The organism is Aromatoleum petrolei, from assembly GCF_017894385.1.
GTDB classification, from domain to species: Bacteria; Pseudomonadota; Gammaproteobacteria; order Burkholderiales; family Rhodocyclaceae; genus Aromatoleum; species Aromatoleum petrolei.
In genome coordinates this window covers 2,185,219-2,206,471 of sequence record NZ_CP059560.1, presented here as the reverse complement: position 1 = coordinate 2,206,471, position 21,253 = coordinate 2,185,219, and the positions used below count along the sequence as shown (strand labels likewise).

Below are 21,253 nucleotides of genomic sequence, written 5' to 3'. Positions count from 1 at the left end.
GAAGTTGCGAACTCAAAGCCCGTTCGGGCTGAGTCTGTCCAAGTCCTGCGATTGCCCTTCGACAGGCTCAGGGCGAGCGGCGGTGGTTGCGGAAGGACTCCTTCTGGCGGTCACGATCCAAACCGGGTTCTGCGCCGCGAGCCGGTGCATGTCGAGAATCGGCTGGCTGCGCGCGGCTGACAGCATCGTCACGTCCCACTCGGCGCCGGCGGCGGCGAGCGCCGCAGTCGCGGTCGCCAGGTTCTCGATGGTGACGAAGTTCATCACCAGCCGCCCGGCGAGCTTCAGGCGCGCAAGGCACAGCGCGATCAGCTGCGCGAGCTCGCCGCCCGAGCCGCCGATGAAGACCGCATCCGGATCGGGCCACGCGTCCAGGCCGTCCGGCGCCTTGCCCTCGACCAGCGTGTAATTCGTCGCCTGCAGGCGGCGGGCGTTTTCGCGTGCATTCGCGGCGTCGGCGCTGTTCTTCTCGATCGCCCAGACGTGGCCGAGGCGGGCGATGCGCGAGGCCTCCAGTCCGACGGAGCCCGATCCGGCGCCGATGTCCCAGACGAGGCTGTCGGCGCGCAGGCCGAGCTTCGCTAGCGACACCGCGCGCGCTTCGAGCTTGGTGATCAGACCCTTCTCTGGCTGGCGTTGGACGAAGTCAGCGTCCTCGAAGCCGAACACGGCGCGGGGGGCGGAAGCGGTCGCACCGTCGATCACGACGATGTTCGGGGCGGGGAATTCGCGGGTGGCCGCCTCCGCGAGCGCGAGGTCGGTGAAGATCTCCTCGTCCTGCAGGCACAGCCGTGCTGCGACCGAAATGCACAAATCGTCGCCGTAGCCCGCGGCGAGGAGCGCCCGCGCGATGCGGTCCGGGCTGTTCGCGGGCCCCGTGAAGGCCGCGACGCGCGTGTGTTCGGCGACCGCGCGGACGATGGGATACAGCCCGTGCTCGGGTGTCGCGCCTTCGAACCATTCGCCCGCATCCGCGCCGTGGCAGGAGCGGATCGCCGCGTCCTGCCAGGTCTTGTTGAGTCGCGCGCAGGCGAGCGCGATCGTCGAGGGCGCGGGCTGCACCTCGATTTTCCCCGCCCCGAGCTTGTCGATCAGGAAGCGCCCGATGCCGTGGCACAGCGGGTCGCCGGTGGCGAGCACGGTCACCGGCAGGCAGTCGGCGAGCGCGGCACGCACCCATTCGGGCGTCTTGCCGAGCGCGCCGTCCATGTCGCGCAGCTCGATGTCACCGCCCAGATGCGGCGCGACGAGATCCAGTGTGCGGCGCGCGCCGATCATGATGCGGCTGGCGGCCAGCCGTGCGCGGCCGGCGGCGGAGAGCCCCTCCCAGCCGTCGTCGAGGATGCCCAGGATCAGGCAGCGCAGGTCAGACATTCCGATTCCTCCACGGTGATGATGGGCACGCCTTCGAAGTTGCACGCGAGCACGGTCAGCCGGTGCGGGCCGGGATAGCGTTCGCGCAAGGAACGGATCGCGCGCATCGCGAGCGCGCGGTGGAAGGGCACGGTGAGGCCCAGTTCGGCGAGGCTTTCGGCGGCGAAGCGCGCGGTCTCGGCGGCGCGGATCTGCTCGACGACGTCCGGCGGCGCGCCGACCTCGGTCGCCGCCTCCGCGATCAGCGCGCGGTCGATCTCCTCGCGCCAGGCGTGCGTCACCGACAGGCCCTGCGCGATCTTCGTGAGCTTCCCGACCATCGCGCCGACGACGACGCGCTGCATCCCGTGCTTTACCGCGGTCGAGAACGCCGCCTTGACGAAGTCGCCCATCTGCACGAAGCAGGCCTCGTCGAGCTCGGGGAGCTCGCGCATCGCGCACTTCTCGGTGCGCCCGCCGGTGGTGAACACCACCGTCGTCTGGCCCTGGTTCGCGGCGACGTCGACCGCCTGGATCACGCTCGCGCGGAACGCCGCGGTCGAGTAGGGCCGCACGATCCCGGTCGTGCCGAGGATGGAGATGCCGCCGAGGATGCCCAGGCGCGCGTTGAGCGTCTTCTTCGCCATCTCCTCGCCGCCGGGCACCGAGATCGTCACCTCCAGGCTGTCGCCAGCGGCAAGGATCGCGGCGCCGGCGCGTGCGACGTTCTCGCAGATGCTCTTCCGCGGCACCGGGTTGATCGCCGGGCCGCCGACTTCGAGCCCGAGGCCCGGTTTCGTGACCACGCCGACGCCCGGGCCGCCCTTCAGGATCACTTCGCCGCCGCCGTTCGGGATGCGTCGCACGTCGGCGCTCAGGTGCGCCTTGTCGGTCGCGTCCGGATCATCACCCGCGTCCTTGATGCTCACCGCGTGGGCGCAGTCGCCCTCGATGCGGCCCTCGGTGATGCGAAACGTCACGTGCATCGTGTTCGGCAGCACGCACTCGATCTCGGCCGGTACCTCGCCATGCACGAGGCCGAGCGTCGCCGCGGTCGCCGCGGCGGCCGAGTTCGCGCCGGTCGTGAAGCCCGTGCGGTTGCCGCGCTCGCGCTTCGCGTCGCCCTTGCGTACCTTCTCCGGCAAGGCGTGGTCCGCTGCCATGGTTCGCCCCCGCTTAAGCCGTCTGCGCTTGCTGTTCGCGCTGGCGCGCTTCGGCCAGCCCCAGCAGCGCATGGATCGCCGCGACGACCAGCGTCGAGCCGCCCTTGCGGCCGCGGATCACGATCCAGGGCACCTCATCGACTTCCGCCATCAGGTCCTTCGACTCGGCCGCCGACACGAAGCCGACCGGCATGCCGATCACCAGCGCCGGGCGCGCGCCTTCCTCGCGGATCAGGCGCACGACCTCGATCAGCGCGGTCGGCGCGTTGCCGATGCCGACGATCGCGCCGTCCAGCAGCCCCTGGCGGTGCGCCTTGCGCATCGCCTGCACGGCGCGCGTGGTCTCCTCGGCCTTGGCCTGCGCGATCACGTCCGCGTCCGAGATGAACTGGTGCGTGCTCATGCCGAAGTGCGCGAGGCGCGAGGCCGACAGGCCGACGCAGATCATCTCGACGTCGGCGACGATGCGTGTGCCGCCTCTGATGATCGCTGCGAGGCCCGCCGCCACCGCGTCGCCGTGAAAATCGGTCAGGCCGTTGAATTCGAAGTCCGCGTTGGCGTGGATCATGCGGCGCACGACGGGCCACTGGTCCGGCCCGTAGTCGTGGCCGCCCACCTCGGCGTCGATGATGGCGAAGGAGTCGTGCTCGATCGCACGTCCGGCGGCGGTGAGCTGTTCGGTGACGACGTTCGTGTGCATGGTTCAGGCGTGGGAGTGGTGGGTGCAACCGGCGTGCGGTCGGTTGTTGGTCGATGAGTGGTGGGAACAGGCGTGGCCGTGATCGTGGTATAGGTGGTCGTGCCCGGCGTGCGCGTGGTGGCCTGCCGTGTGGCTGTGGTCGTGCAGGTGTTCGGCCTCGGCGGCGAGGCGGTACTTGCAGCCATCGCATTCGAGGAGACTGCCTTCATTGCCGCCGGCATCCGCGACGCGTGCCTCGACCAGCCCGAAAATCCCCGCGTCGAAGCCGAAATGCGTGCCGAGCGCGAAGGCGATTTGCGGGTACTGCGCGCGCAGCCGCGCAAGCTGCGCGTCGATGCGCTCGATCAGCACGCCGGTGAAGAGATACACCGGCACCACCGCGATCTGGGTCATGCCCAGGCGCACCTGGCGCTGCACCGCCGTTTCCAGCCGCGGCCAGGTCACCCCGGTGAAGGCGAGGTCGACGAGCTCGTGGTCGGTATCCTCGAAGATCCAGCGCGCCATCTTTGCGAGCTCGCCGTTCGCGCCCGCATCCGACGAGCCGCGGCCGAGCAGGATCACGCCGGTCGTGCAGGGATCGGGCATGTGCAGTGCGCGCATCAGGCGGTCGAGCTGGTTCATCAGCACCTCGAAGATCTCGCGCCCCACGCCGAGGTGGCGCGTGCAGTCGAAGGCCACGCCCGGATGGCGTCCGCGCGCCGCCTCGATCGCCGCCGGGATCTCCATCTTCACGTGGCCCGCCGCGTTGAGGATGAAGGGGATCACGATCACGCGCTTCGCCCCGCGGGCGGCGCGGTCGAGCCCGGTGTCGAGCAGCACGTCGGCGTACTCGATGAAGCAGGCCTCGATGCGCCACTCCGGGCGGCGCGCGCGCCATTCGGCGGCAAAGCGTTCGATCTCGTCGTTGCCCGCGCGATTGCGCGAGCCGTGGCCCACCAGCAGGATCGTGGTGTCTTGCATCATGCGTTCTCCGTGACGTTGGCCCGGCGGAAGCGGTGACTGAAGGCCGGGTCGTAGAGTTTCGAACGGGCGATCTCCGGCCAGTCGCGTGCGCCCAGGGCGGGGCTGGCGATGATCATGGCCTGCGAGGCGATTCTTTCTGCCTGGCACTTCTTCTTGATGTCGGCGAGCGTGCCGCGCACGATCTTCTCCTCGCCCGGCCAGCTCGCCTTCTGCACGACGAGGATGGGCGCGTCCTCCGGCCAGCCGGCGCGGCGTAGCGCGTCCTGCACCTCGTGCAGCAGCGTGATCGACAGGAAGATGCACAACGTCGTGCGGTGCGCCGCGAGCGCATCGAGCTCCTCGCCCGCCGGCATCGGCGTGCGGCCGGCGACGCGGGTGAGGATCACGGTCTGCGTGACTTCCGGCAGCGTCAGCGTTTCGCCGGCGGCGGCAGCGGAGGCGAGCGCCGAGGACACGCCCGGCACGACCTTCCACCGCACCCCCGCCGCATCGAGCAGCCGCGTCATCTCGATCAACGCTCCGTACAGGCCAGGATCTCCGGTCTGCAGCCGCACGACGGTCTCGCTGCGGGATGCCGCGTCGATCAGCCATGCGCTCATCTCCTCGAGCGTCATGTCCTTCGAGTCGCGGATCGTGCAGCCTTTGGGGGCGTGGAGTGTCGCCGCCTGATCGACGAGCGAGCCGGCGAACAGGATGCCGCCCGCCTGTTCGAGCAGGCGGCGGCCCTTCACGGTGATCAGGTCCGGATCACCCGGACCGGCGCCGACGAACCACACGGTTCCCGGCTGGGACTTGGAATGCATACGGCTCCCCGCGAGTGCATTGAACACGCACCGGGGAAGCGGAAACGAAACTTGAGGCTGGGTCGATGAGACGGCGCGAACGGGCAGAAGCCCGCAGCGGACGCGATCGGATTCCAGTCGGCAAGCCCACACCCCGGGGCACAAACCTTCCAAATCGATCGGGCCGGTCTTCTGGCTCGCCTTCCACCGGATTCCGCCGCCTTCCCGAGCGCAAGGCTCAGTGGCATGTGGCGGATCCGTCAGGCTTACAGCAGCGGGGGCTGCGCCGGACTGGTCGGGGGAGCATGTCCCCGGACGTCACCGGACTTCCCGTTTCACCCCGGCGCGCGGTCGCACGCAGGGGAACCCGGATCGAATTCAGCGCGGAGCATAGGCGATATTCATCCCGCGATGCAAGTGCTGCGACCTCGGGCAGCGACCTCGGACGGAAGCCGCCGCGGCAAGCGCCAGCCAGCCCCGCCTGCCCATGCCGGGGAGTCCGCATCCCCGTGAATACTGCCGGAGTATGCACTCGGCGTTCCCCGCTTCAGCGGATCCGGTTATGCTGGCGGGCATGACACAGATTTCTGCCGATCCCGCCATGATGCAGCCTGCGACAAACGCCTGTGCCGTGCCGTCCTACCTGTCGCGCACCTATCACTGGGCCTATCTGAGCCATCGCACCCTGCCCTGGCTGGACAAGGAATGGGTCGTTTCCGCCATCCTGTGGGGCAACGCCCGGCGCCTGATGCGCGCAGCGGTCGAGGAGTTCGCTCCGGGTCAGCGCCTGTTGCAGGCCGCGTGTGTCTACGGACCGTTCTCGCGCCTGCTCGCCGAGCGTGTCGGCGACACGGGCGCACTCGAAGTCATCGACGTCGCGCCGATCCAGGTTGCGAATGCCCGCCGCAAGCTCGACGGACTCACGCACGCCGAGGTGCGCCAGGGCGACCTGGCGCGGCCCGATTGCCTCGCACCCGAGTCACACGAGGCGGTGTGCTGCTTCTTCCTGCTGCATGAAGTCCCGCCGGTCGAGCGGGCGTGCATCGTGCACAACCTCCTCGGGGCGGTCGAGCCGGGCGGCAAGATCGTGTTCGTCGATTACCATCGCACCCGGCCCTGGCATCCCCTGCGTCCCGTCATGGCGCAGGTCTTCCGCTGGCTCGAGCCTTTCGCCCCTTCGCTACTCGATGTCGACATCACTGCGATTTCGCCGCGGGGCGAGGGGTTCGAATGGAAAAAGACCACCTTGTTCGGTGGTCTCTATCAAAAAGTCGTCGGGGTGCGGCGCGGCTGAGCCGCCCCCGTCGCGGTGACGCTCAGTTGCCGCCGCAATTGCCGGCTTGGTTGCCGCCTCAGTCGCGCCGATTGCCCGGCTTGGCGCTGAAGAGCGCAGCGCGCGGCGCCGGGCTGCGCCCCGAATCCGGACGTGCCGCTGCGCGCGGCGCATCGCCCGTGCGCGGCGCGCGAGTGGCGCCTGCGTCCTGACCGCGCGGCGCACCGTTCCGGTTCGTCTCGCCGTTGTGCGCCGGGCGATTCGCCGGCTTGCCGCCGTTGCCCGCGGGGCCTTGCGCGCCTTGGCGTGCCGGCTGGCGGTTCGCCCCATGTGCCTGCGCCCGCGGCGCGGGACGTTCGGTCTGCGGCTGGCGCGGAGCGCGGCCGTCATTGCGCCGTCCCGACGCCTGGCGCGGATCGCGCGGCGGGCGGTCGTTGTCGCCCGGATCGGGCGCGTGGGTCACGAATTCCGGCACCGTGGCGCGCTCGATGCTGCGCTTGATCAGGCGCTCGATCGACGCCAGATAAGGCCGCTCCTCACTGTCGACGAAGGAGATCGCCTTGCCCGTCGCCCCGGCGCGGCCCGTGCGGCCGATGCGGTGCACGTAGTCTTCCGGCACGTTCGGCAGCTCGAAGTTCACCACCTGCGGCAACTGGTCGATGTCCAGGCCGCGCGCCGCGATGTCCGTCGCCACCAGAACCGGCAATGAGTTGTCCTTGAACTGCGACAGCGCGCGCGTGCGCGCCGCCTGGCTCTTGTTGCCGTGGATCGCCGCGGCCGGAATGCCGTGCTTGCCGAGGTATTCGGCCAGCCGGTTGGCGCCGTGCTTGGTGCGCGTGAACACCAGCACCTGATGCCAGTCGTGTTCCTTCACCAGATGCACGAGCAGGTCGCGTTTCTGCTTCTGCGGCACCGAATACACGGACTGTTCGACCAGTTCGGTGGTGGTGTTGCGGCGAGCGACCTCGACGCAGCCGGGGTTGTTCAGCAGGCCGTTGGCGAGCGAGCGGATCTCGTCCGAGAAGGTCGCCGAGAACAGCAGGTTCTGGCGCTGCTTCGGCAGCAGCGCGAGCACCTTGCGGATGTCGCGGATGAAGCCCATGTCCAGCATGCGGTCGGCCTCGTCGAGGACGAGGATCTCGACCCCGGACAGGTCCACCGTCTTCTGCCCGGCATGGTCCAGCAGACGCCCGGGGGTCGCGACGAGGATGTCGACGCGCTTCTTCAGTGCCGTGATCTGCGGATTGATGTTCACGCCGCCGAACATGACCATCGAGGTCAGCGGCAGGTGCTTGCCGTAGGTCTGCACGGATTCCTCGACCTGTGCCGCGAGTTCGCGCGTCGGGGTCAGGATCAGGCAGCGCGGACGACCGGCCTTGGGGGCGCTGGCGGAGGTGGTGGACAGCCGGTGCAGCAGCGGCAGCGTGAAGCCCGCGGTCTTGCCGGTGCCGGTCTGGGCTGCGGCAAGCAGGTCGCCACCGGCCAGCACCAGCGGAATGGCCTGCGCCTGGATCGGCGTCGGTTGCGTGTAGCCCGATTCGGAAATGGCGCGCAAAAGGGGTTCGGCCAGTCCGAGACTGGCGAAGGAAACTTCGGAAGTGATCAAGAAGGATGCTCCAGCGACGGCCTGTCGCTGCGTTAGAGCGACACCAATCGAGGCGGGCGGGGTTGTGCGACCGGAAATGGTCGCAACGGGGGTGTATCGGAGGGCCTGTGACCGATTGGTCAAGGACACAGGTGTTGCAATTCTACACTTTTTTCCTGCGGCGCAACAATGATCGTGTAAGGCGGATTTCCACGTTCTGCGCTGCTTCTACATTGATTTATATGCAAATTGTTGGCGGACGTATCACTAAGGTGCAATGTTGTGCTTACGTCTTGTTAAGTATATTCCGTGTTTCGATCATGGTTTCTCGGGGTGCCTCGTTCATGGCCGCAGTCCAAAACCGCCTCTCGCGCACTCGCGCACGGCTCGCTCGCCGGCTCGGTCTGCGCGCCACGGCGGGCCTCTCGGCAATGGGGCTGCTCGCCTTCGTGCTGGGCGCCGTCGTGGTGAAGCTGGTCGTCGAAACCTGGTCAGCCCTGGTCGCGGGCAACGTGTTGCTGGCACTGGTTGCGGTCGTCAGCTTCCTGATCGCGACGGCCTTGTGCGTGCTCGTGTGCGGCTGGCTGTTCGCGCCGGTTGCCCGCCCCGACGGCGTGCGCCTGCCGGAGGAACTCGCGGAAGGGCTGTTCCGCCTCATCGAGCGCACCGGCAAGCGCTTTGGCGGAATCCGCATCGACGCGGTGTGGGTGGTCGGCGACATGAATGCAGCGATTCTGCAACGGCCACGTTGGGGCTGGGTCGGCCCGCTCGAAACGCACCTGATGATCGGCCTGCCGCTGGCGCACAGCATCACCCGGCGCCAGTTCGGCGCGATCCTCGCGCACGAATTCGCCCACCTCGCAGCACAGCGCCGCGGGCTGGACGGCTGGTGGGGGCACCTGCGCGCGTGGTGGTTCCGCGCGCTCGACCGCTGCATCGAGGATGCGCCGCGCCTTGGTCGCGCGCTGGACAAGTGGACCGCGGGCGACCTGCGCGCGGCGATGCGCCTGTCGCGCCTGGAGGAGTTCGAGGCCGATGCCGGCGCAGCGCGCGTGGTCGGTGCCCAGCGGGTGGGTGAGGCGCTGGTCGAGGTCGCGCTGAAGGAGCGTTTCCTCAACGAGGACTACTGGCGCAAGGTCATGGCGCAAAGCCGTTCCACGCCCCAGCCGCTGATCCGCCCCTTCCGCGAGATGGGGCTGGGCGTGCTTGCGGGATTCCGCCGACCGCAGCCCGGCCCGGTGAACATTCACGACATGTTCGGCGGCGCCGCGTCCGAGGCCGACTTCCATCCCACGCTTGCCGAGCGCCTGCGCGTGCTGCGCGTCGATCCGAAGGTCCCCGTGTGCGGCGGCGAGTCGCTGGCCAACACCCATCTCGGTCCCATCCTGCCGACGTTGTCGTGGGTGTTCGACCGTGCGTGGTGGCAGGATTCACGGCGCGACTGGCGCCAGCGTTACGAGCGCGCTCGCCGCGCCTGAGCGCGGCCGGGCCACGTCGTCAAAAAGTCCCTTCGTTCGCTCCGCTTCACCTGTTTCCGGCGGGGCGCTTGGCGCGCGCCATCTCAAGCTGGTCGCACAGCATCGCGGCCCCGTCGAGGATGCGCGGCGTGTGGCGCTGGATCAGTTCCGGCGGTACGAAGTAGAGATTGTCACGTGCGGTCGCAGTGAGCTTCGGCCAGCGCTTCCAGCTGTCCAACCATTCCGGCCGTGCCTCGCCCATGCCGCTCGCGACGATCACCTCGGGGTCGGCCGCCAGAACGCTTTCCACGCCAATCGTCGGCGCCAGCTGCGTGAGCCTGGCGAACACGTTCTCGCCGCCGCACAGGCGGATCACGTCCGAGATCAGATGCTCGTCGTTGATCGTCATCAGCGGCTTGTCCCAGATCTGGTAGAACATCCTCACGCGCGGGCGTTGTCCGAAGCCCGCGGCGAGCGCCCCCTTGCGCGCCCGGAATGCGTCCGCCGCGGCGCGGCCAGCCGCGTCGGCGCCGGCGAGCCGGCCCATGATTTCCAGGCTGCGCGCGACGTCGTCCAGGCTGCGCGGCTCGTTCAGGAAGACCGGGATGCCCAGTGCCGCGAGCTTGTCCAGGTGCGCGCCGCGGTTGCCGCTCTTCCATGCAATCACGAGGTCGGGTTTGAGCGCGGCGACCGCCTCCATGTCGACGTTGGTGTAGCCGCCCACACGCGGCAGCTTGCGCGCCGCTTCGGGGTAATCGCTGTATGCCACCACCCCGACGATGCGCTCGCCCGCGCCCGCCGCGAACAGCAGCTCGGTGACGTGGGGGGCGAGGCTCACGATGCGCTGGGCGGGGCGTGCGAGCTTCACCTCGCGGCCGGTGTCGTCGCGCATCGCGATTTCCGCCTGGGCGCCGGTCGCTGCAACGGCGGCAGCGACGAGGATCGTGGCGAGGACCGCTCTGCGGCGGGAAAGGGCTGGGCGGCGTGGCATCGGTGTCTCAGTTCGGGTGTAGCGCGGCGCGTTGCACCGGGGTGGGCCGGGGAGGATGTGTCAGCGGGCGGGCAGTGAGGCAGCCCTGCGGCCCGTTCGCGGCGAGCCGGCGTGCGATCTCGTGGATGCCCTCGAAGCGGCCAGCGCACCACGCGGGGGCGAGCAGCGTCGGGGCGTTGGCGGTTGCGGACACACGGTGATAGACGACCTCCGCGGGCGTGCGCCGGATCATCTCGGCGGCGACCTCGGCGTAACGCGCCGCATCCGGCGGTGCGACCTCGCCGCGGCGCCACGCGGCCGCGAGGCGGCTGCCCTTGACGATCATCAGCGGGTGCAGTTTCAGCCCCGCGACGCCGTGGTCCAGCACGCGTTCCAGCGTGTCGATACTGCGCTCGGGCGCTTCGCCGGGCAGGCCGACGATGAGGTGCGTGCACACCGGAATCCCGCGCACATGCGCGCGCGCCGTCGCGTCCGCGTAGGCCGCGAAGCCGTGGCCGCGATTGATGCGGGCGAGCGTGTCGTCGAAGGCGCTTTGCAGGCCCAGCTCCAGCCACACCTCGTAGCCGCGCTCGCGGTACCCGGCGAGCAGATCGAGGGCCGCATCGGGCACGCAGTCGGGACGCGTGCCGACGCACAGGCCGACGATGTCGGCGCCGGTCAGCGCCTCTTCGTACAGCCGCTGTAGCGTCGCCACCTCCGCATAGGTGCTGGTGTAGGCCTGGAAGTAGGCGAGGTAGCGGCGCGCGCGGTCGGCGCGGATGCGCCCGGCCGCGAGCTGCTGCGCGATCGGCGCCTCGGCCTCGTCGCTGAACGAGCGCACGTTGCAGAAGGTGCAGCCGCCGCGCCCGAGCGTGCCGTCGCGGTTGGGGCAGGTGAAGTTGGCGTGCAGCGGCAGCTTGTGCACGCGTTCGCCGAAGCGCGCACGCAGGTGGCGGCCTATCGTGTTGACGTAATGGTCGAGCTGCACGTCAGGCGGGCCGGCGCAGGCTGTCGAGCGCCGCGGCGAGGCGGCTCCAGCCGGCCTCGTCCGGCGGCAGGCCGAAGCGCAGGCTCGCCGGTTCCTCGAACAGGCGGACAAGGATTCCGGCGCGCGCGAGGCGGTCATGCACCGCCTGGGCGTCCGGGCGCCGCACCCACTGGAAGAGCGCCGGTCCGGTGGGTTCGCCGAGGCCGTTGCGCCGCAGCAGCGTGGCGAGACGTGCCGCTTCGCCCTGCAGGCGCGCGCGCATCGCGTCCTGCCATGCCCGGTCGGCCAGGGCCGCGCGCGCGACGTGGCGGGCGGGGCCGCTCAAGGTCCATGGCCCGAGGAGGTCGGCCAGGCGTTCGCGCAATGCCGCCGGCGCGAGAATGAAGCCCACGCGTGCCCCGGCCAGGCCGAAGAACTTGCCGAGCGAGCGCAGCACCACGAGCCTGTCGCGTCCGGCGGCGCCGGCCAGGCTTTCGGCAGGCTCCGTGTCGATAAATGCCTCGTCCACGACCAGCCAGCCGCCGCGCGCAGCAAGCCGCGCGTGCCAGCCGAGGAGGCGCTCGCGCGAGAAGCGCGCGCCGGACGGATTGTTCGGATGCACGAGGAGCAGCACGTCGGTGTCGTCGATCGCCGCGTCGATTTCCTCCGCGTCGACCGCGCGCAGCGTGCGACCACGCCAGGCATGCGGATGCTCGGCATAGGTTGGCGCGAGCACCGTCACACGTTCGCCGGGAATCAAGACCGGCAGCGCCTGGATCGCAGGCTGCGAGCCGGCCACCGACAGCAGCTGGTCGGTGCCGTAGTAGGCCGCGGCGGCGGCTTCGAGTCCGTCGTCGTCCTCGGGCAGGCGGTGCCACGCAGCTGCCGGAACGGGCGGGACCGGCCAGGCGTGCGGGTTGATGCCCGTCGACAGATCCAGCCAGTCGGCGAGCGGGATGCCATAGTGCTGCGCCGCGCGGCGCAGGCGCCCGCCGTGCTCAAGCATGGGTGTGCTCCCGCATCACAGCGCCAGCAAAGCCCATCATTTCGTTCCCGCAAGCGTCGCGACGATCGCCGCGGTGGCGACTACGCCCAGCCACAAGCACATGCCGTGCTGCATCAGCCGCACCGCCGCGCGCACGCTGGCGGCGTCGGGCGTGCGGCCGCAGCCGAGCGGTGGGCGTAGCTCCTCGCGGCCGTGGTAGATCGCCGCGCCGCCGAGCTGCACGCCCAGCGCCCCGGCGCCGGCGGCCATCACCGGTCCGGCGTTGGGGCTGTCCCAGGCCGGCGCCTGCGCGCGCCAGCACACCAGCGCGTCGCGGCTGCGGCCGAGCAGCGCGTAGGTCAGCGCGGTGAGCCGCGCCGGCAGCCAGTTCAGCACGTCGTCGAGGCGCGCCGCCGCCCAGCCGAAGCGGATGAAGCGTTCGGTGCGGTAGCCCCACATCGCGTCCAGCGTGTTGGCGAGGCGAAACACCAGAGCGCCCGCACCGCCTGCGACGCAGAACCAGAACAGCGCGCCGAAGACCGCATCGTTGCCGTTCTCCAGCACCGACTCGGTGCCGGCCTTGGCGACGCCGGCTTCGTCCAGCGCGCGCGTGTCGCGGCTGACGATCCAGCCCACGCGCTCGCGCGCCAGGTCGAGGTCGCCGGCCGCGAGCGGCGCGGCAATCGCCTCGGCATGCTGGCCGAGGCTGCGCGCACCGAGCGCGAAATAGAGCAGGGCGATGTCGATGACCCAGTGCGCTGCCGGGTGGCTTGCGCGCAGCCACAGCGCGAGCATGAGCCACGGCCCGACCGCCAGCAGCCACGCGAGCAGTCCGCCCGCGCGGGTCGGCATCCGCGGGCGCAGGCGCGATTCCAGCCAGCCGGCCCAGCGGCCGAAGCCGACCAGCGGATGCCAGCGGCGCGGCTCGCCGAGCAGGTGGTCGAGCGCGATGCCGGCGAGGAGTTTGACGAACAAGGAAATCATCGGCGCGAAGCTTATCGGCGATAATCCGCCGCTTTGAACGAGCCGGGATTCTACGCCATGCCGCAAGCAATCACCCTGATGGTGCAGGGAACCACCTCCGACGCGGGCAAGAGCACGCTGGTTGCGGGTATCGCGCGTGTGCTCGCGCGACGTGGCGTGCGCGTGGCGCCGTTCAAGCCGCAGAACATGGCGCTGAACTCGGCGGTGACCGCGGACGGCGGCGAGATCGGCCGCGCGCAGGCGCTGCAGGCGCTCGCCGCGGGCGTCGCGCCGCATACCGACTTCAATCCCGTGCTGCTCAAGCCCTCCACCGACATCGGCGCGCAGGTCGTCATCCACGGCAAAGTCGCCGCCAACCTGTCCGCGCGCGACTACCACGCCTACAAGCCGACCGCGATGAAGGCCGTGATGCAGTCCTGGGACCGCCTCACGAGCGGCTACGATTGCGTGCTGGTCGAAGGCGCCGGGAGCCCAGCCGAAATCAACCTGCGCGACCGCGACATCGCCAACATGGGCTTCGCGGAAGCGGCCGACGTGCCGGTGATCCTCGTCGCTGACATCGATCGCGGCGGCGTGTTCGCGCATCTCGTGGGCACGCTCGAACTGCTGTCGCCGTCTGAACAGGCGCGCGTGAAGGGCTTCGTCATCAACCGCTTCCGCGGCGACATCGGCCTGCTGCAGTCCGGCCTGGACTGGCTGGAGGAACGCACCGGCCGCCCGGTGCTGGGCGTGCTGCCCTACCTGCACGGACTCTTCCTCGATGCCGAGGATGCGCTCGGCGAGGCCTGTGCGGACAAGGGCGAGGCGCGCCTGCGCGTCGTCGCGCCGGTTTATCCGCGCATCTCCAACCACACCGACCTCGACGCGCTGCGCCTGCATCCGCAGGTCGATTTCCGCTGGGTCGGACCGGGGCAGGCCATACCGCCCGCCGACCTGATCGTGCTGCCGGGCTCCAAGAGCGTGCAGGCCGACCTTGCCTGGCTGCGCGCGCAGGGCTGGGAGCCGGCGATCAAGCGGCACGTGCGCTACGGTGGCAAGGTGATCGGCATCTGCGGCGGCTTCCAGATGCTCGGTGGTGCGCTGGCCGACCCGCTGGGGCTCGAAGGAAGCGCGAACACCGTCGCGGGGCTGGGCCTGCTCGACATGGAGACGGTGCTGGAAGCCGAAAAGCAACTCGAGAACCGCAGCGGGAGTCTGTGCTTGCCGGGCGGAGCGGTGGTCGCCGGCTACGAGATCCACATGGGCGTGAGCCGCGGCGCGGCGCTCGACCGCCCAGCACTACGCTTCGCCGACGGGCGCCCCGATGGTGCGCTGTCGGCCGACGGGCAGATCCTCGGAACCTATCTTCATGGCCTCCTCGACACGCCCGAAGCCCTGTCGTCGCTGCTCGCCTGGGCCGGGGCGGGGGAGGTCGAGACGGTCGATCTCGCGGCGCGGCGCGAAGCCGACCTCGACCGGCTGGCGGACAGCGTGGCGGCGAATCTGGACCTGCGCGCAGTGCTTCCGGCGGCGTGGCTCGGGTAGCAAGGCGGATCGCAGGAAGCTCAGCTCAGCGCCCGCTGAACACCGGCTTGCGCTTGGCGAAGAACGCCTCCAACCCTTCCCTGTAATCCTTGGTCGCGAGGAAATCGAACGCAGCGCGCTTTTCCTCTGCGCTTAACGCCCCCCCGCGCATCAAGCGGTGCACCCACTGCTTGTGCCAGCGCGCGACCAGCGGCGCGCCGGCGACGATGCGCGCTGCGCTCGCAAGGGCCTCGTCCAGCACCTTCTCGTCGTCGACGACCCGCGTCAGCAGCCCCTTCTGCAGCGCCTCGCGCGCGTCGAGGATGCGCCCCTCGAGCAGGATCTCCAGCAGCACCGCCGGACCGACGAGATCCAGCAGGCCCGCCATCTCGCCCGGATACATCGAGAAGCCCAGGCGGTTGATCGGTGCGCCGAAGCGTGCCGACTCGCCCGCGATGCGCAGGTCACAGCATCCGGCGATTTCCAGCCCGCCGCCGACGCACGCGCCCTGTATCGCGGCAACGGTCGGAATCGCGCATGCGCGGATCGCATCCAGTGCCGCCGCCACCAGCGTGTCGTGATAGTGCAGTGCGTCGTCGACGGTCGCGCGCACGGTCAGGAACTCCTCGATATCGCCGCCCGCGGCGAAGGCCTTGTCGCCAGCGCCGCGCAGGATCACGCAGCGCAGGGCGGGCGTCGCAGCGATGCGCTCGAACGCTTCGCGCAGCGCAATCCACATCGCGGAGTCGATCGCGTTGAGCTTGTCAGGGTTGGAGAGGGTCAGCGTGGCGATGTCGCCATCGGTGGAAAAGAGTATCTCGCCGCTCATGGTCGGGTTCCGTCTGCCGCTTCGAAAATGGTAGAAAAATTCAATTTATCAAAGAATTAAAAAAACTCCATACGTTATGGTATGGAGTCTTGTAGATGATATATCATCCGCCCGTCGGTACCGGTGCGACAGACATCGGGTCGGCGGAAGGAGGAATGTGGAGGAGCAGCGTGACATCGTTGCTTTTCTTGGAGGGAGAGGGAATGTCGGTTTCAATGTATGCGCACATCAGGCGCAATCCGCGTTTTGCGGAACTCGTCGCGAAGCGGACCCGCTTTGCCACGATCCTGTCGATCGTCGTCCTGGCGATCTTCTATGGCTTCGTGCTGCTCGTTGCGTTCGCGCCCGAGTTCATTGCGAAGCAGCTGTCCGAAGGCAGCAACCTGACCTTCGGCGTCGCCGTCGGTCTGTTCCAGTTCGTGTTCTTCTGGGTGCTGACCCTGGTCTACGTGCGTCGCGCCAACGGCGAGTTCGACGACATCAACAACGAAATCGTGCGCGCCGCGTGGAAGGAAGAAAAATAATGAAAGCCTCCGTTATTTCTCGCCTGTCCGCCGGCCTCTTGTCGCTGTCCGTGGCTGCTTCGGCCGTTGCCGGCGATGCCATCGCCCAGACGGAAAAGCAGGGCCTCAACCTGCACGCGATCCTGATGTTCTTCGTCTTCGTGATGATGACCCTGGGCATCACCTACTGGGCCGCCTCGCGTACCAAGTCGACCGCGGACTTCTACACCGCCGGCGGCGGCATCACCGGCTGGCAGAATGGCCTGGCGATCGCGGGTGACTACATGTCCGCGGCGACCCTGCTCGGTCTCACCGCGATGATGTACACGCAGGGCGTCGATGCGTACATCTACATGATCGCGTTCTTCGTCGGCTGGCCCATCATCCTGTTCCTGATGGCCGAACGCCTGCGCAACCTCGGCAAGTTCACCTTCGCCGACATCACCGCCTATCGCCTCGACCAGGGCAAGGTGCGCACGATGGCCGCCGTCAGTTCGCTCACCGTCGTCTGCTTCTACCTCGTCGCCCAGATGGTCGGCGCCGGCCAGCTCATCAAGCTGCTGTTCGGCCTCGACTACAACGTCGCGCTTTTCGTGGTCGGCGCGCTGATGATGGTGTATGTCACCTTCGGCGGCATGGTCGCGACGACCTGGGTGCAGATCATCAAGGCCTGCATGCTGCTGATCGGCGGCACCACCGTGATGCTGCTCGCGTTCAGCCAGTTCGGCTTCAGCTTCGACGAGTTGACCACCCGCGCGATGGAAGTGCACAAGCTCGGCGGCAAGCTGCTCGCCCCGGGCAGCCTGCTCGCCGACCCGGTCACCGCCATCTCGCTGGGTCTCGGCCTGATGTTCGGCACCGCCGGCCTGCCGCACATCCTGATGCGCTTCTTCACCGTCACCGACGCCAAGGAAGCGCGCAAGTCGGTGCTCTACGCTTCGGGCATCGTTGCGTACTTCTTCAACGTCATCGCCATCATGGGCCTGTGCGCGATCCTGATCGTCGGCACCAACCCCGAGTTCTTCGAGGGCGGCCAGCTCGGCGGCAAGGTCATCGGCGGCGGCAACATGATCGCCATGCACCTCGCCAAGGCGGTCGGCGGCAACCTGCTGCTCGGCTTCCTGTCGGCCGTGGCCTTCGCGACCATCCTCGCGGTCGTTGCCGGTCTCGCACTGGCCGGCGCGTCGGCGATCTCGCACGACATCTACTCCCGCGTCATCATGAAAGGCAAGGCATCGGAAACAACCGAGCTGAAGGTCTCGAAGTTCGCGACCATCGGCCTCGGCATTGTCGCCGTCCTGCTCGGCATGGCCTTCGAGAAGATGAACATCGCGTTCATGGTCGCGCTGGCCTTCGGTGTCGCGGCTTCGGCCAACTTCCCGGTGCTGATCCTGTCGATGTACTGGAAGGGCCTGACGACCCGCGGCGCGCTGTGGGGCGGCTACTCCGGCCTCGCCAGCGCCGTGACCTTCGTCGTGCTGTCGAAGTCGGTGTGGGTCGATGTGCTGCACAACGCCTCGGCGATCTTCCCCTACACCCAGCCGGCCCTGTTCTCGATGCCGGTCGCCTTCATCCTCGCGATCGTGGTGTCGAAGATGGACACCAGCGTCGCCGCACAGAAGGAAATCGAAGCCTTCGACGACCAGTACGTGCGTGCGCAGACCGGTGTGGGCGCAGCGACGGCATCGTCGCACTAAGCATCAGCAGGAAGTCCGCGACACGCCACGTGTCGCGGTACAAAAGAAGCCCCCGCGAGGCTCGCGCCCGCGGGGGCTTTTTCTTTGAGGCTCGGTGTTATTCCGGTGCGCCGGGTGCAGCGGCGAGTTTCGGCGCCGGCGTGCGGGCCACTCGTGTGCACAGACCCAGCACGGCGCACGCATCGCTGGTCGTCAGATCGCGTCCGAGCACCAAGCGCACGTCGACCCTCAATCCTCCGGCCGCAGCGGGGAGGAGTTCCGGCTGGAAAGGGAGCAGCGCGGCGAACGCTTCCGCCGATGCGCGATAGCCATCCCGATACTGGATCACCGATGTCGCCTGATTGAAGGGTGTCTGGTTCGTCAGCCGCGGACGGGCGACGCCCTGTTGGCCAAGCAATCCGGCCAAGCGCCGGGCAAGCCCTTCGCCGCCATGTCCGTTCGATATCTCGTAGCGTGCAGAACGAGTTGCTGGGGCAATCGTAGCGGTGGCCGAATGTTGCGGCGAGGCAGGCGCATCGATGGCGCGCGCAGGAAGCGGTGCGGCGGCTGACGCGACCGCTGCGATGATCGCCGCCGCCTCGGCGACCGAAGCGCCCCGCGGGGCCGGGCCGTTGCGCAACTCGAACACATTTTCGGCGACTTTCACGATTGTCGCCTGCGGTGTGGTCGTCACCATGAGGGCGGCCGCCGCATTTATGATCGTCGGCACCACCTGCATCATGCCGAGAGCGGCTGTGCTTGTCTCCAGGCTGGTTGATGCAGGTTTCTCGGCTGGCGGGGTTTCCGTAGTGGAGGAAACGTGAGGCTGTAGCGCGGCGATCGGTGTCGCGGCCGGGGAGGATTCCGCTGCTATCGTGCCCACCGCAATCGCGGCTGCAGGTGCAGTTGTTTGCGTCGCGGGTGCCGCAGTGGATGCTGCGACGCTGATCTGTTGCGCTGGAGAAATCGTTGCAGAGGGCAGGGGCGTCGGTGCGTCCGCAGCGGGTCTCGTCGTATTGGTCGCAATGTTCCACTTGCCGTTCGCGCGCGCATCGGCAAACTCAGCTTGGTCAAGCGCTCCGAGACGCCGATACGCGGTCGCAAGGTTAGCCCATGCGCGGCGGTTGGAGCCGTCGAGGTCTACTGCCCGCCGAAGCTCCTTCGCCGCGTCGTCATCGCGCCCTGCAAGCAGCAGGGCATAGCCAAAGTTGTTGTGCAGGTGGCTTGTCTTCGGTGCAAGGCTCACCGCGTGTTCAAGGGCCTGCAACCCTTCGTCGGTCCGACCGAGCTGCATCTGGAGCGCGCCGAGGGCATTCCACGCTGCCACGTGAGCGGGGTCAGCCGCAACCGCCTTGCGGTAAGCCTCGATCGCCTGAGCGCTTGCGCCCTGTCCTTCCTTGACGCGACCGAGCGCGAAGTAACCCGCAGCAGTGGCTCCCCCGTGTCGGACGGTTTGAACCGGGGCGATTTTCCATGCATCTTTCGGCATGTCTGGCGTGGTGCTGCATGCGCCGAGGACAATGGCCACGAGCACGGGCTTCAAGGTGAGCGCGTACCTTTTCATCACGGTTCTCCGAATGAGCTCCGGTCGCTTGACGACATTTCAGCCGCCGCTGCTGCCAGCCATCGTCGGCAGCAGAATGCGATAGATCTGGATCATTGCCGGCCCGAGCAGGACGAGCATCAGCGACGGGAAGATGCAGAAGATCAGTGGAAACAAGAGCTTCAGTGCGATCTTCGCGGCTGCCTCTTCGGCGCGCTGGCGGCGGCGGGTGCGCAGCATGTCGGAATGCACGCGCAGCGATGCGGCGATGCTGGTGCCGAAGCGTTCAGCCTGGATGATCATCGCGACAAAGCCTTCCACTTCCTCGACGCCGGTGCGCATCGAGAGATTGCGCAAGGCTCGGGCACGTTCGAGTCCGGCACGCAATTCCAGCGTTACGAGATGCAGTTCTTCCGCCAGTGCCTCGCTCTTGTGCTGCATCTCGTCGGCGACGCGCACGAGAGCGGCCTCGACGCCGAGACCCGCCTCGACACAGACGGTCATGAGGTCGAGTGCGTCGGGAAAGGTCTCGAAGATTTCGCGTTGCCGCACGAAGATCATGCGATTGAGGACAATATTCGGCAGGTAGTAGCCGAGGGTCGCAGCGAGCAAGACCGCCAGCAGGGTGCCCTGGAACTGCAATCCGGGCATCGACACCAAGACCGTGAAGTACACGAGCAGCGGCAAGCCGAGGGCGAGCACCGTCTTGATGCCGAAGAACGCGACCGGCGCCGAGGGGTTGCGGATCCCGGCGTGCAGGAAGCGGGCGCGCAGGGCGGATGTCTGCTCGCCGTCTTCCGGCGCGGACAACTTTGCGAAGGGGCCGGTAAGCTTCACCGTGCGCTCGATCCACGCGTCGGCCGCCGGTGCGGGCGCCGCCTTTCCAGGGGACCCGAGGGCCTCCAGGCGAGCGGCGGTCGGCGAGCGCGCGAAGTAATTCATCAGGAAAAAGGCGCCGGCCGTGACTGCGATGAACAGCAGTCCGAGAAACGCGAGTTGCGTGTAGTCCATGTCTGCGTTCTCCTCTTCGCCGCTGCGCTAGACGCGGATGCGGATGATCTTGCGCATCCACAGCACGCCAATCACCATCATCGTCAGGGCGCCATAGATGAAGTTGATCCCGGCCGGATCTTCCCACAGCACCTTCATGAAGCCCGGGTTCACGAGGTTGACCATTGCTGCGGTCACGAAGGGCAGGCAGCCGAGGATCCACGCCGAGAGCCGCCCTTCCGCCGACAGGGTGCGGATTTCGCCATAGAGCTTGAGGCGCGCGCGGATAATCGCGCTGATGTTGTCGAGCAGCTCGGCGAGGTTGCCACCGGAATCTCGCTGGATCAGCACTGCGATCACAAAGTAGCTGAGGTCCGTGCTGTCGGTGCGCGAGGCGAGGTTCAGCAGCGCCGTCTGCTGCGGGACACCGTAGTTCATCTCGTCGAACAGGATTCGGAATTCGCCGCCGATCGGGTCTTTCATCTCGTCTGCGACCATCTTGATCGCAGTAGGGAAGGCATGGCCGGCGCGCAAGGCCCGCCCCATCAGGTCCAAAGCCTCTGGCAATTGCCGTTCGAACAGCTGCATGTGCTGGGAGCGCGCGCGCGTGACGTAGAGCAGGGGCAGCAAGGCCAAAACGCCGCCGGCGAGCACGGCAAGGATGAAAGGTCGATCGAACATCAGCGGCAGCGCGACGCCGACTGCCGCGAGTGCGAGGGTCCAGGCGACGAACTGCGCCAGCGTGAGGTTCAGGCGCGACTGGACGATCAGGCGGTTCAGTCCGCCCAGGCGGGGAATCGCGGCCAGCATGCGGTCGCCGGTTGCCGAGCCCGACACGCTGTCGTCCTTGAACAGTTTGGCCTTTTGTTCCTGTTGAATGCCGGTGGCCACTTCTTCGAGGCGACGGTTGAGGCGTTTGACCTCCGGGCTATGGGTCGAGGTCCACCACAAGTAGGCGCCTTCCAGGAAGAGCACCACCGCAATGAAGGTGGCCAGTGCGAAGAGCAGCGTCAGGGTGTCCATGGCA

19 protein-coding genes and 1 riboswitch are annotated in these 21,253 nt (G+C 68.2%); of the genes, 5 read left to right on the top strand and 14 right to left on the bottom strand.

The window, feature by feature from the left end; all coding sequences use genetic code 11:
- Positions 1–12 precede the first annotated feature (12 nt).
- The 5 genes from cbiE to cobM are packed head-to-tail and all read right to left on the bottom strand — an operon-like array spanning position 13 to position 4,982.
- Positions 13–1,374 (bottom strand): precorrin-6y C5,15-methyltransferase (decarboxylating) subunit CbiE, encoded by a 1,362-nt coding sequence (gene cbiE / locus ToN1_RS10090; protein WP_210148085.1) that lies wholly within the window; start codon positions 1,372–1,374, stop codon positions 13–15.
- Positions 1,353–2,516 (bottom strand): cobalt-precorrin-5B (C(1))-methyltransferase, encoded by a 1,164-nt coding sequence (locus tag ToN1_RS10085; RefSeq protein WP_169206821.1) that lies wholly within the window; start codon positions 2,514–2,516, stop codon positions 1,353–1,355. The genes cbiE and ToN1_RS10085 overlap by 22 nt, the downstream gene beginning before the upstream one ends.
- Before the next feature lie 13 nt (positions 2,517–2,529).
- Positions 2,530–3,216: a precorrin-8X methylmutase gene (locus tag ToN1_RS10080; RefSeq protein WP_169206820.1), complete on the bottom strand. Its 687-nt coding sequence runs from the start codon at positions 3,214–3,216 to the stop codon at positions 2,530–2,532.
- A gap of 3 nt (positions 3,217–3,219) precedes the next feature.
- On the bottom strand, positions 3,220–4,176 hold the full coding sequence (locus tag ToN1_RS10075) for a sirohydrochlorin chelatase (RefSeq protein WP_169206867.1): 957 nt from the start codon (positions 4,174–4,176) through the stop codon (positions 3,220–3,222).
- Positions 4,176–4,982, bottom strand: a complete 807-nt coding sequence (cobM, locus tag ToN1_RS10070) for a precorrin-4 C(11)-methyltransferase (RefSeq protein ID WP_169206819.1) — start codon at positions 4,980–4,982, stop codon at positions 4,176–4,178. The genes ToN1_RS10075 and cobM overlap by 1 nt, the downstream gene beginning before the upstream one ends.
- A 144-nt stretch (positions 4,983–5,126) precedes the next feature.
- A riboswitch (cobalamin riboswitch) is annotated at positions 5,127–5,348 on the bottom strand.
- 214 nt (positions 5,349–5,562) lie between these two features.
- Between cobM and rquA the strand changes: the two genes are divergently transcribed.
- Positions 5,563–6,255, top strand: a complete 693-nt coding sequence (gene rquA / locus ToN1_RS10065; RefSeq protein WP_244861015.1) for a rhodoquinone biosynthesis methyltransferase RquA — start codon at positions 5,563–5,565, stop codon at positions 6,253–6,255.
- 58 nt (positions 6,256–6,313) lie between these two features.
- On the opposite strand, the gene ToN1_RS10060 is transcribed toward rquA, so the two are convergent.
- Positions 6,314–7,840: a DEAD/DEAH box helicase gene (locus tag ToN1_RS10060; protein WP_210148084.1), complete on the bottom strand. Its 1,527-nt coding sequence runs from the start codon at positions 7,838–7,840 to the stop codon at positions 6,314–6,316.
- A 323-nt stretch (positions 7,841–8,163) separates the two neighbouring features.
- Between ToN1_RS10060 and ToN1_RS10055 the strand changes: the two genes are divergently transcribed.
- Complete coding sequence (locus ToN1_RS10055) at positions 8,164–9,297, top strand: M48 family metallopeptidase (RefSeq protein WP_244861014.1); 1,134 nt, start codon at positions 8,164–8,166, stop codon at positions 9,295–9,297.
- Positions 9,298–9,343: 46 nt separating this feature from the next.
- Here the strand turns inward: ToN1_RS10055 and ToN1_RS10050 are convergent, their stop codons facing one another.
- Genes ToN1_RS10050 through cbiB form a run of 4 tightly spaced genes read right to left on the bottom strand, consistent with a single transcriptional unit; the run spans position 9,344 to position 13,182 of the window.
- Positions 9,344–10,267 (bottom strand): cobalamin-binding protein, encoded by a 924-nt coding sequence (locus ToN1_RS10050; RefSeq protein WP_169206817.1) that lies wholly within the window; start codon positions 10,265–10,267, stop codon positions 9,344–9,346.
- A gap of 7 nt (positions 10,268–10,274) precedes the next feature.
- The gene (gene mnmL, locus ToN1_RS10045; RefSeq protein ID WP_169206816.1) at positions 10,275–11,234 is read right to left on the bottom strand and encodes a tRNA modification radical SAM protein MnmL/YtqA; all 960 of its coding nucleotides are present in this window, start codon (positions 11,232–11,234) and stop codon (positions 10,275–10,277) included.
- Position 11,235: 1 nt separating this feature from the next.
- Positions 11,236–12,219 (bottom strand): threonine-phosphate decarboxylase CobD, encoded by a 984-nt coding sequence (gene cobD / locus ToN1_RS10040; protein WP_169206815.1) that lies wholly within the window; start codon positions 12,217–12,219, stop codon positions 11,236–11,238.
- 36 nt (positions 12,220–12,255) lie between these two features.
- Positions 12,256–13,182 carry an adenosylcobinamide-phosphate synthase CbiB gene (gene cbiB, locus ToN1_RS10035; RefSeq protein ID WP_169206814.1) on the bottom strand — a complete coding sequence of 309 codons (927 nt, stop codon included), beginning with the start codon at positions 13,180–13,182 and terminating at the stop codon, positions 12,256–12,258.
- Between the two features lie 57 nt (positions 13,183–13,239).
- Here cbiB and ToN1_RS10030 point away from each other — a divergent pair, with 57 nt between their 5' ends.
- Positions 13,240–14,706 (top strand): cobyric acid synthase, encoded by a 1,467-nt coding sequence (locus tag ToN1_RS10030; RefSeq protein ID WP_169206813.1) that lies wholly within the window; start codon positions 13,240–13,242, stop codon positions 14,704–14,706.
- A 25-nt stretch (positions 14,707–14,731) separates the two neighbouring features.
- Here ToN1_RS10030 and ToN1_RS10025 read toward each other — a convergent pair whose 3' ends face one another.
- Positions 14,732–15,514 carry an enoyl-CoA hydratase/isomerase family protein gene (locus ToN1_RS10025; RefSeq protein WP_169206812.1) on the bottom strand — a complete coding sequence of 261 codons (783 nt, stop codon included), beginning with the start codon at positions 15,512–15,514 and terminating at the stop codon, positions 14,732–14,734.
- A 203-nt stretch (positions 15,515–15,717) separates the two neighbouring features.
- On the opposite strand from ToN1_RS10025, the gene ToN1_RS10020 reads away from it, so the two are divergent.
- Both ToN1_RS10020 and ToN1_RS10015 read left to right on the top strand, forming a co-directional pair.
- The gene (locus ToN1_RS10020; RefSeq protein ID WP_425305831.1) at positions 15,718–16,038 is read left to right on the top strand and encodes a DUF485 domain-containing protein; all 321 of its coding nucleotides are present in this window, start codon (positions 15,718–15,720) and stop codon (positions 16,036–16,038) included.
- Positions 16,038–17,714, top strand: coding sequence for a cation acetate symporter (locus ToN1_RS10015; RefSeq protein ID WP_169206811.1), 1,677 nt, complete (start codon positions 16,038–16,040; stop codon positions 17,712–17,714). Before ToN1_RS10020 ends, ToN1_RS10015 begins: the two co-directional genes overlap by 1 nt.
- A 97-nt stretch (positions 17,715–17,811) precedes the next feature.
- Here ToN1_RS10015 and ToN1_RS10010 read toward each other — a convergent pair whose 3' ends face one another.
- From ToN1_RS10010 to ToN1_RS10000, 3 genes are read right to left on the bottom strand one after another with little or no spacing between them, the layout of a single operon-like run.
- Entirely contained in the window at positions 17,812–19,257 is a 1,446-nt protein-coding gene (locus ToN1_RS10010; RefSeq protein WP_169206810.1) for a LytR C-terminal domain-containing protein, read from the bottom strand.
- 39 nt (positions 19,258–19,296) lie between these two features.
- Complete coding sequence (locus ToN1_RS10005) at positions 19,297–20,247, bottom strand: type II secretion system F family protein (RefSeq protein ID WP_169206809.1); 951 nt, start codon at positions 20,245–20,247, stop codon at positions 19,297–19,299.
- 27 nt (positions 20,248–20,274) lie between these two features.
- A complete protein-coding gene (locus ToN1_RS10000) occupies positions 20,275–21,249 on the bottom strand; it encodes a type II secretion system F family protein (RefSeq protein WP_169206808.1) in 975 nt (324 codons plus the stop codon).
- Positions 21,250–21,253 lie beyond the last annotated feature (4 nt).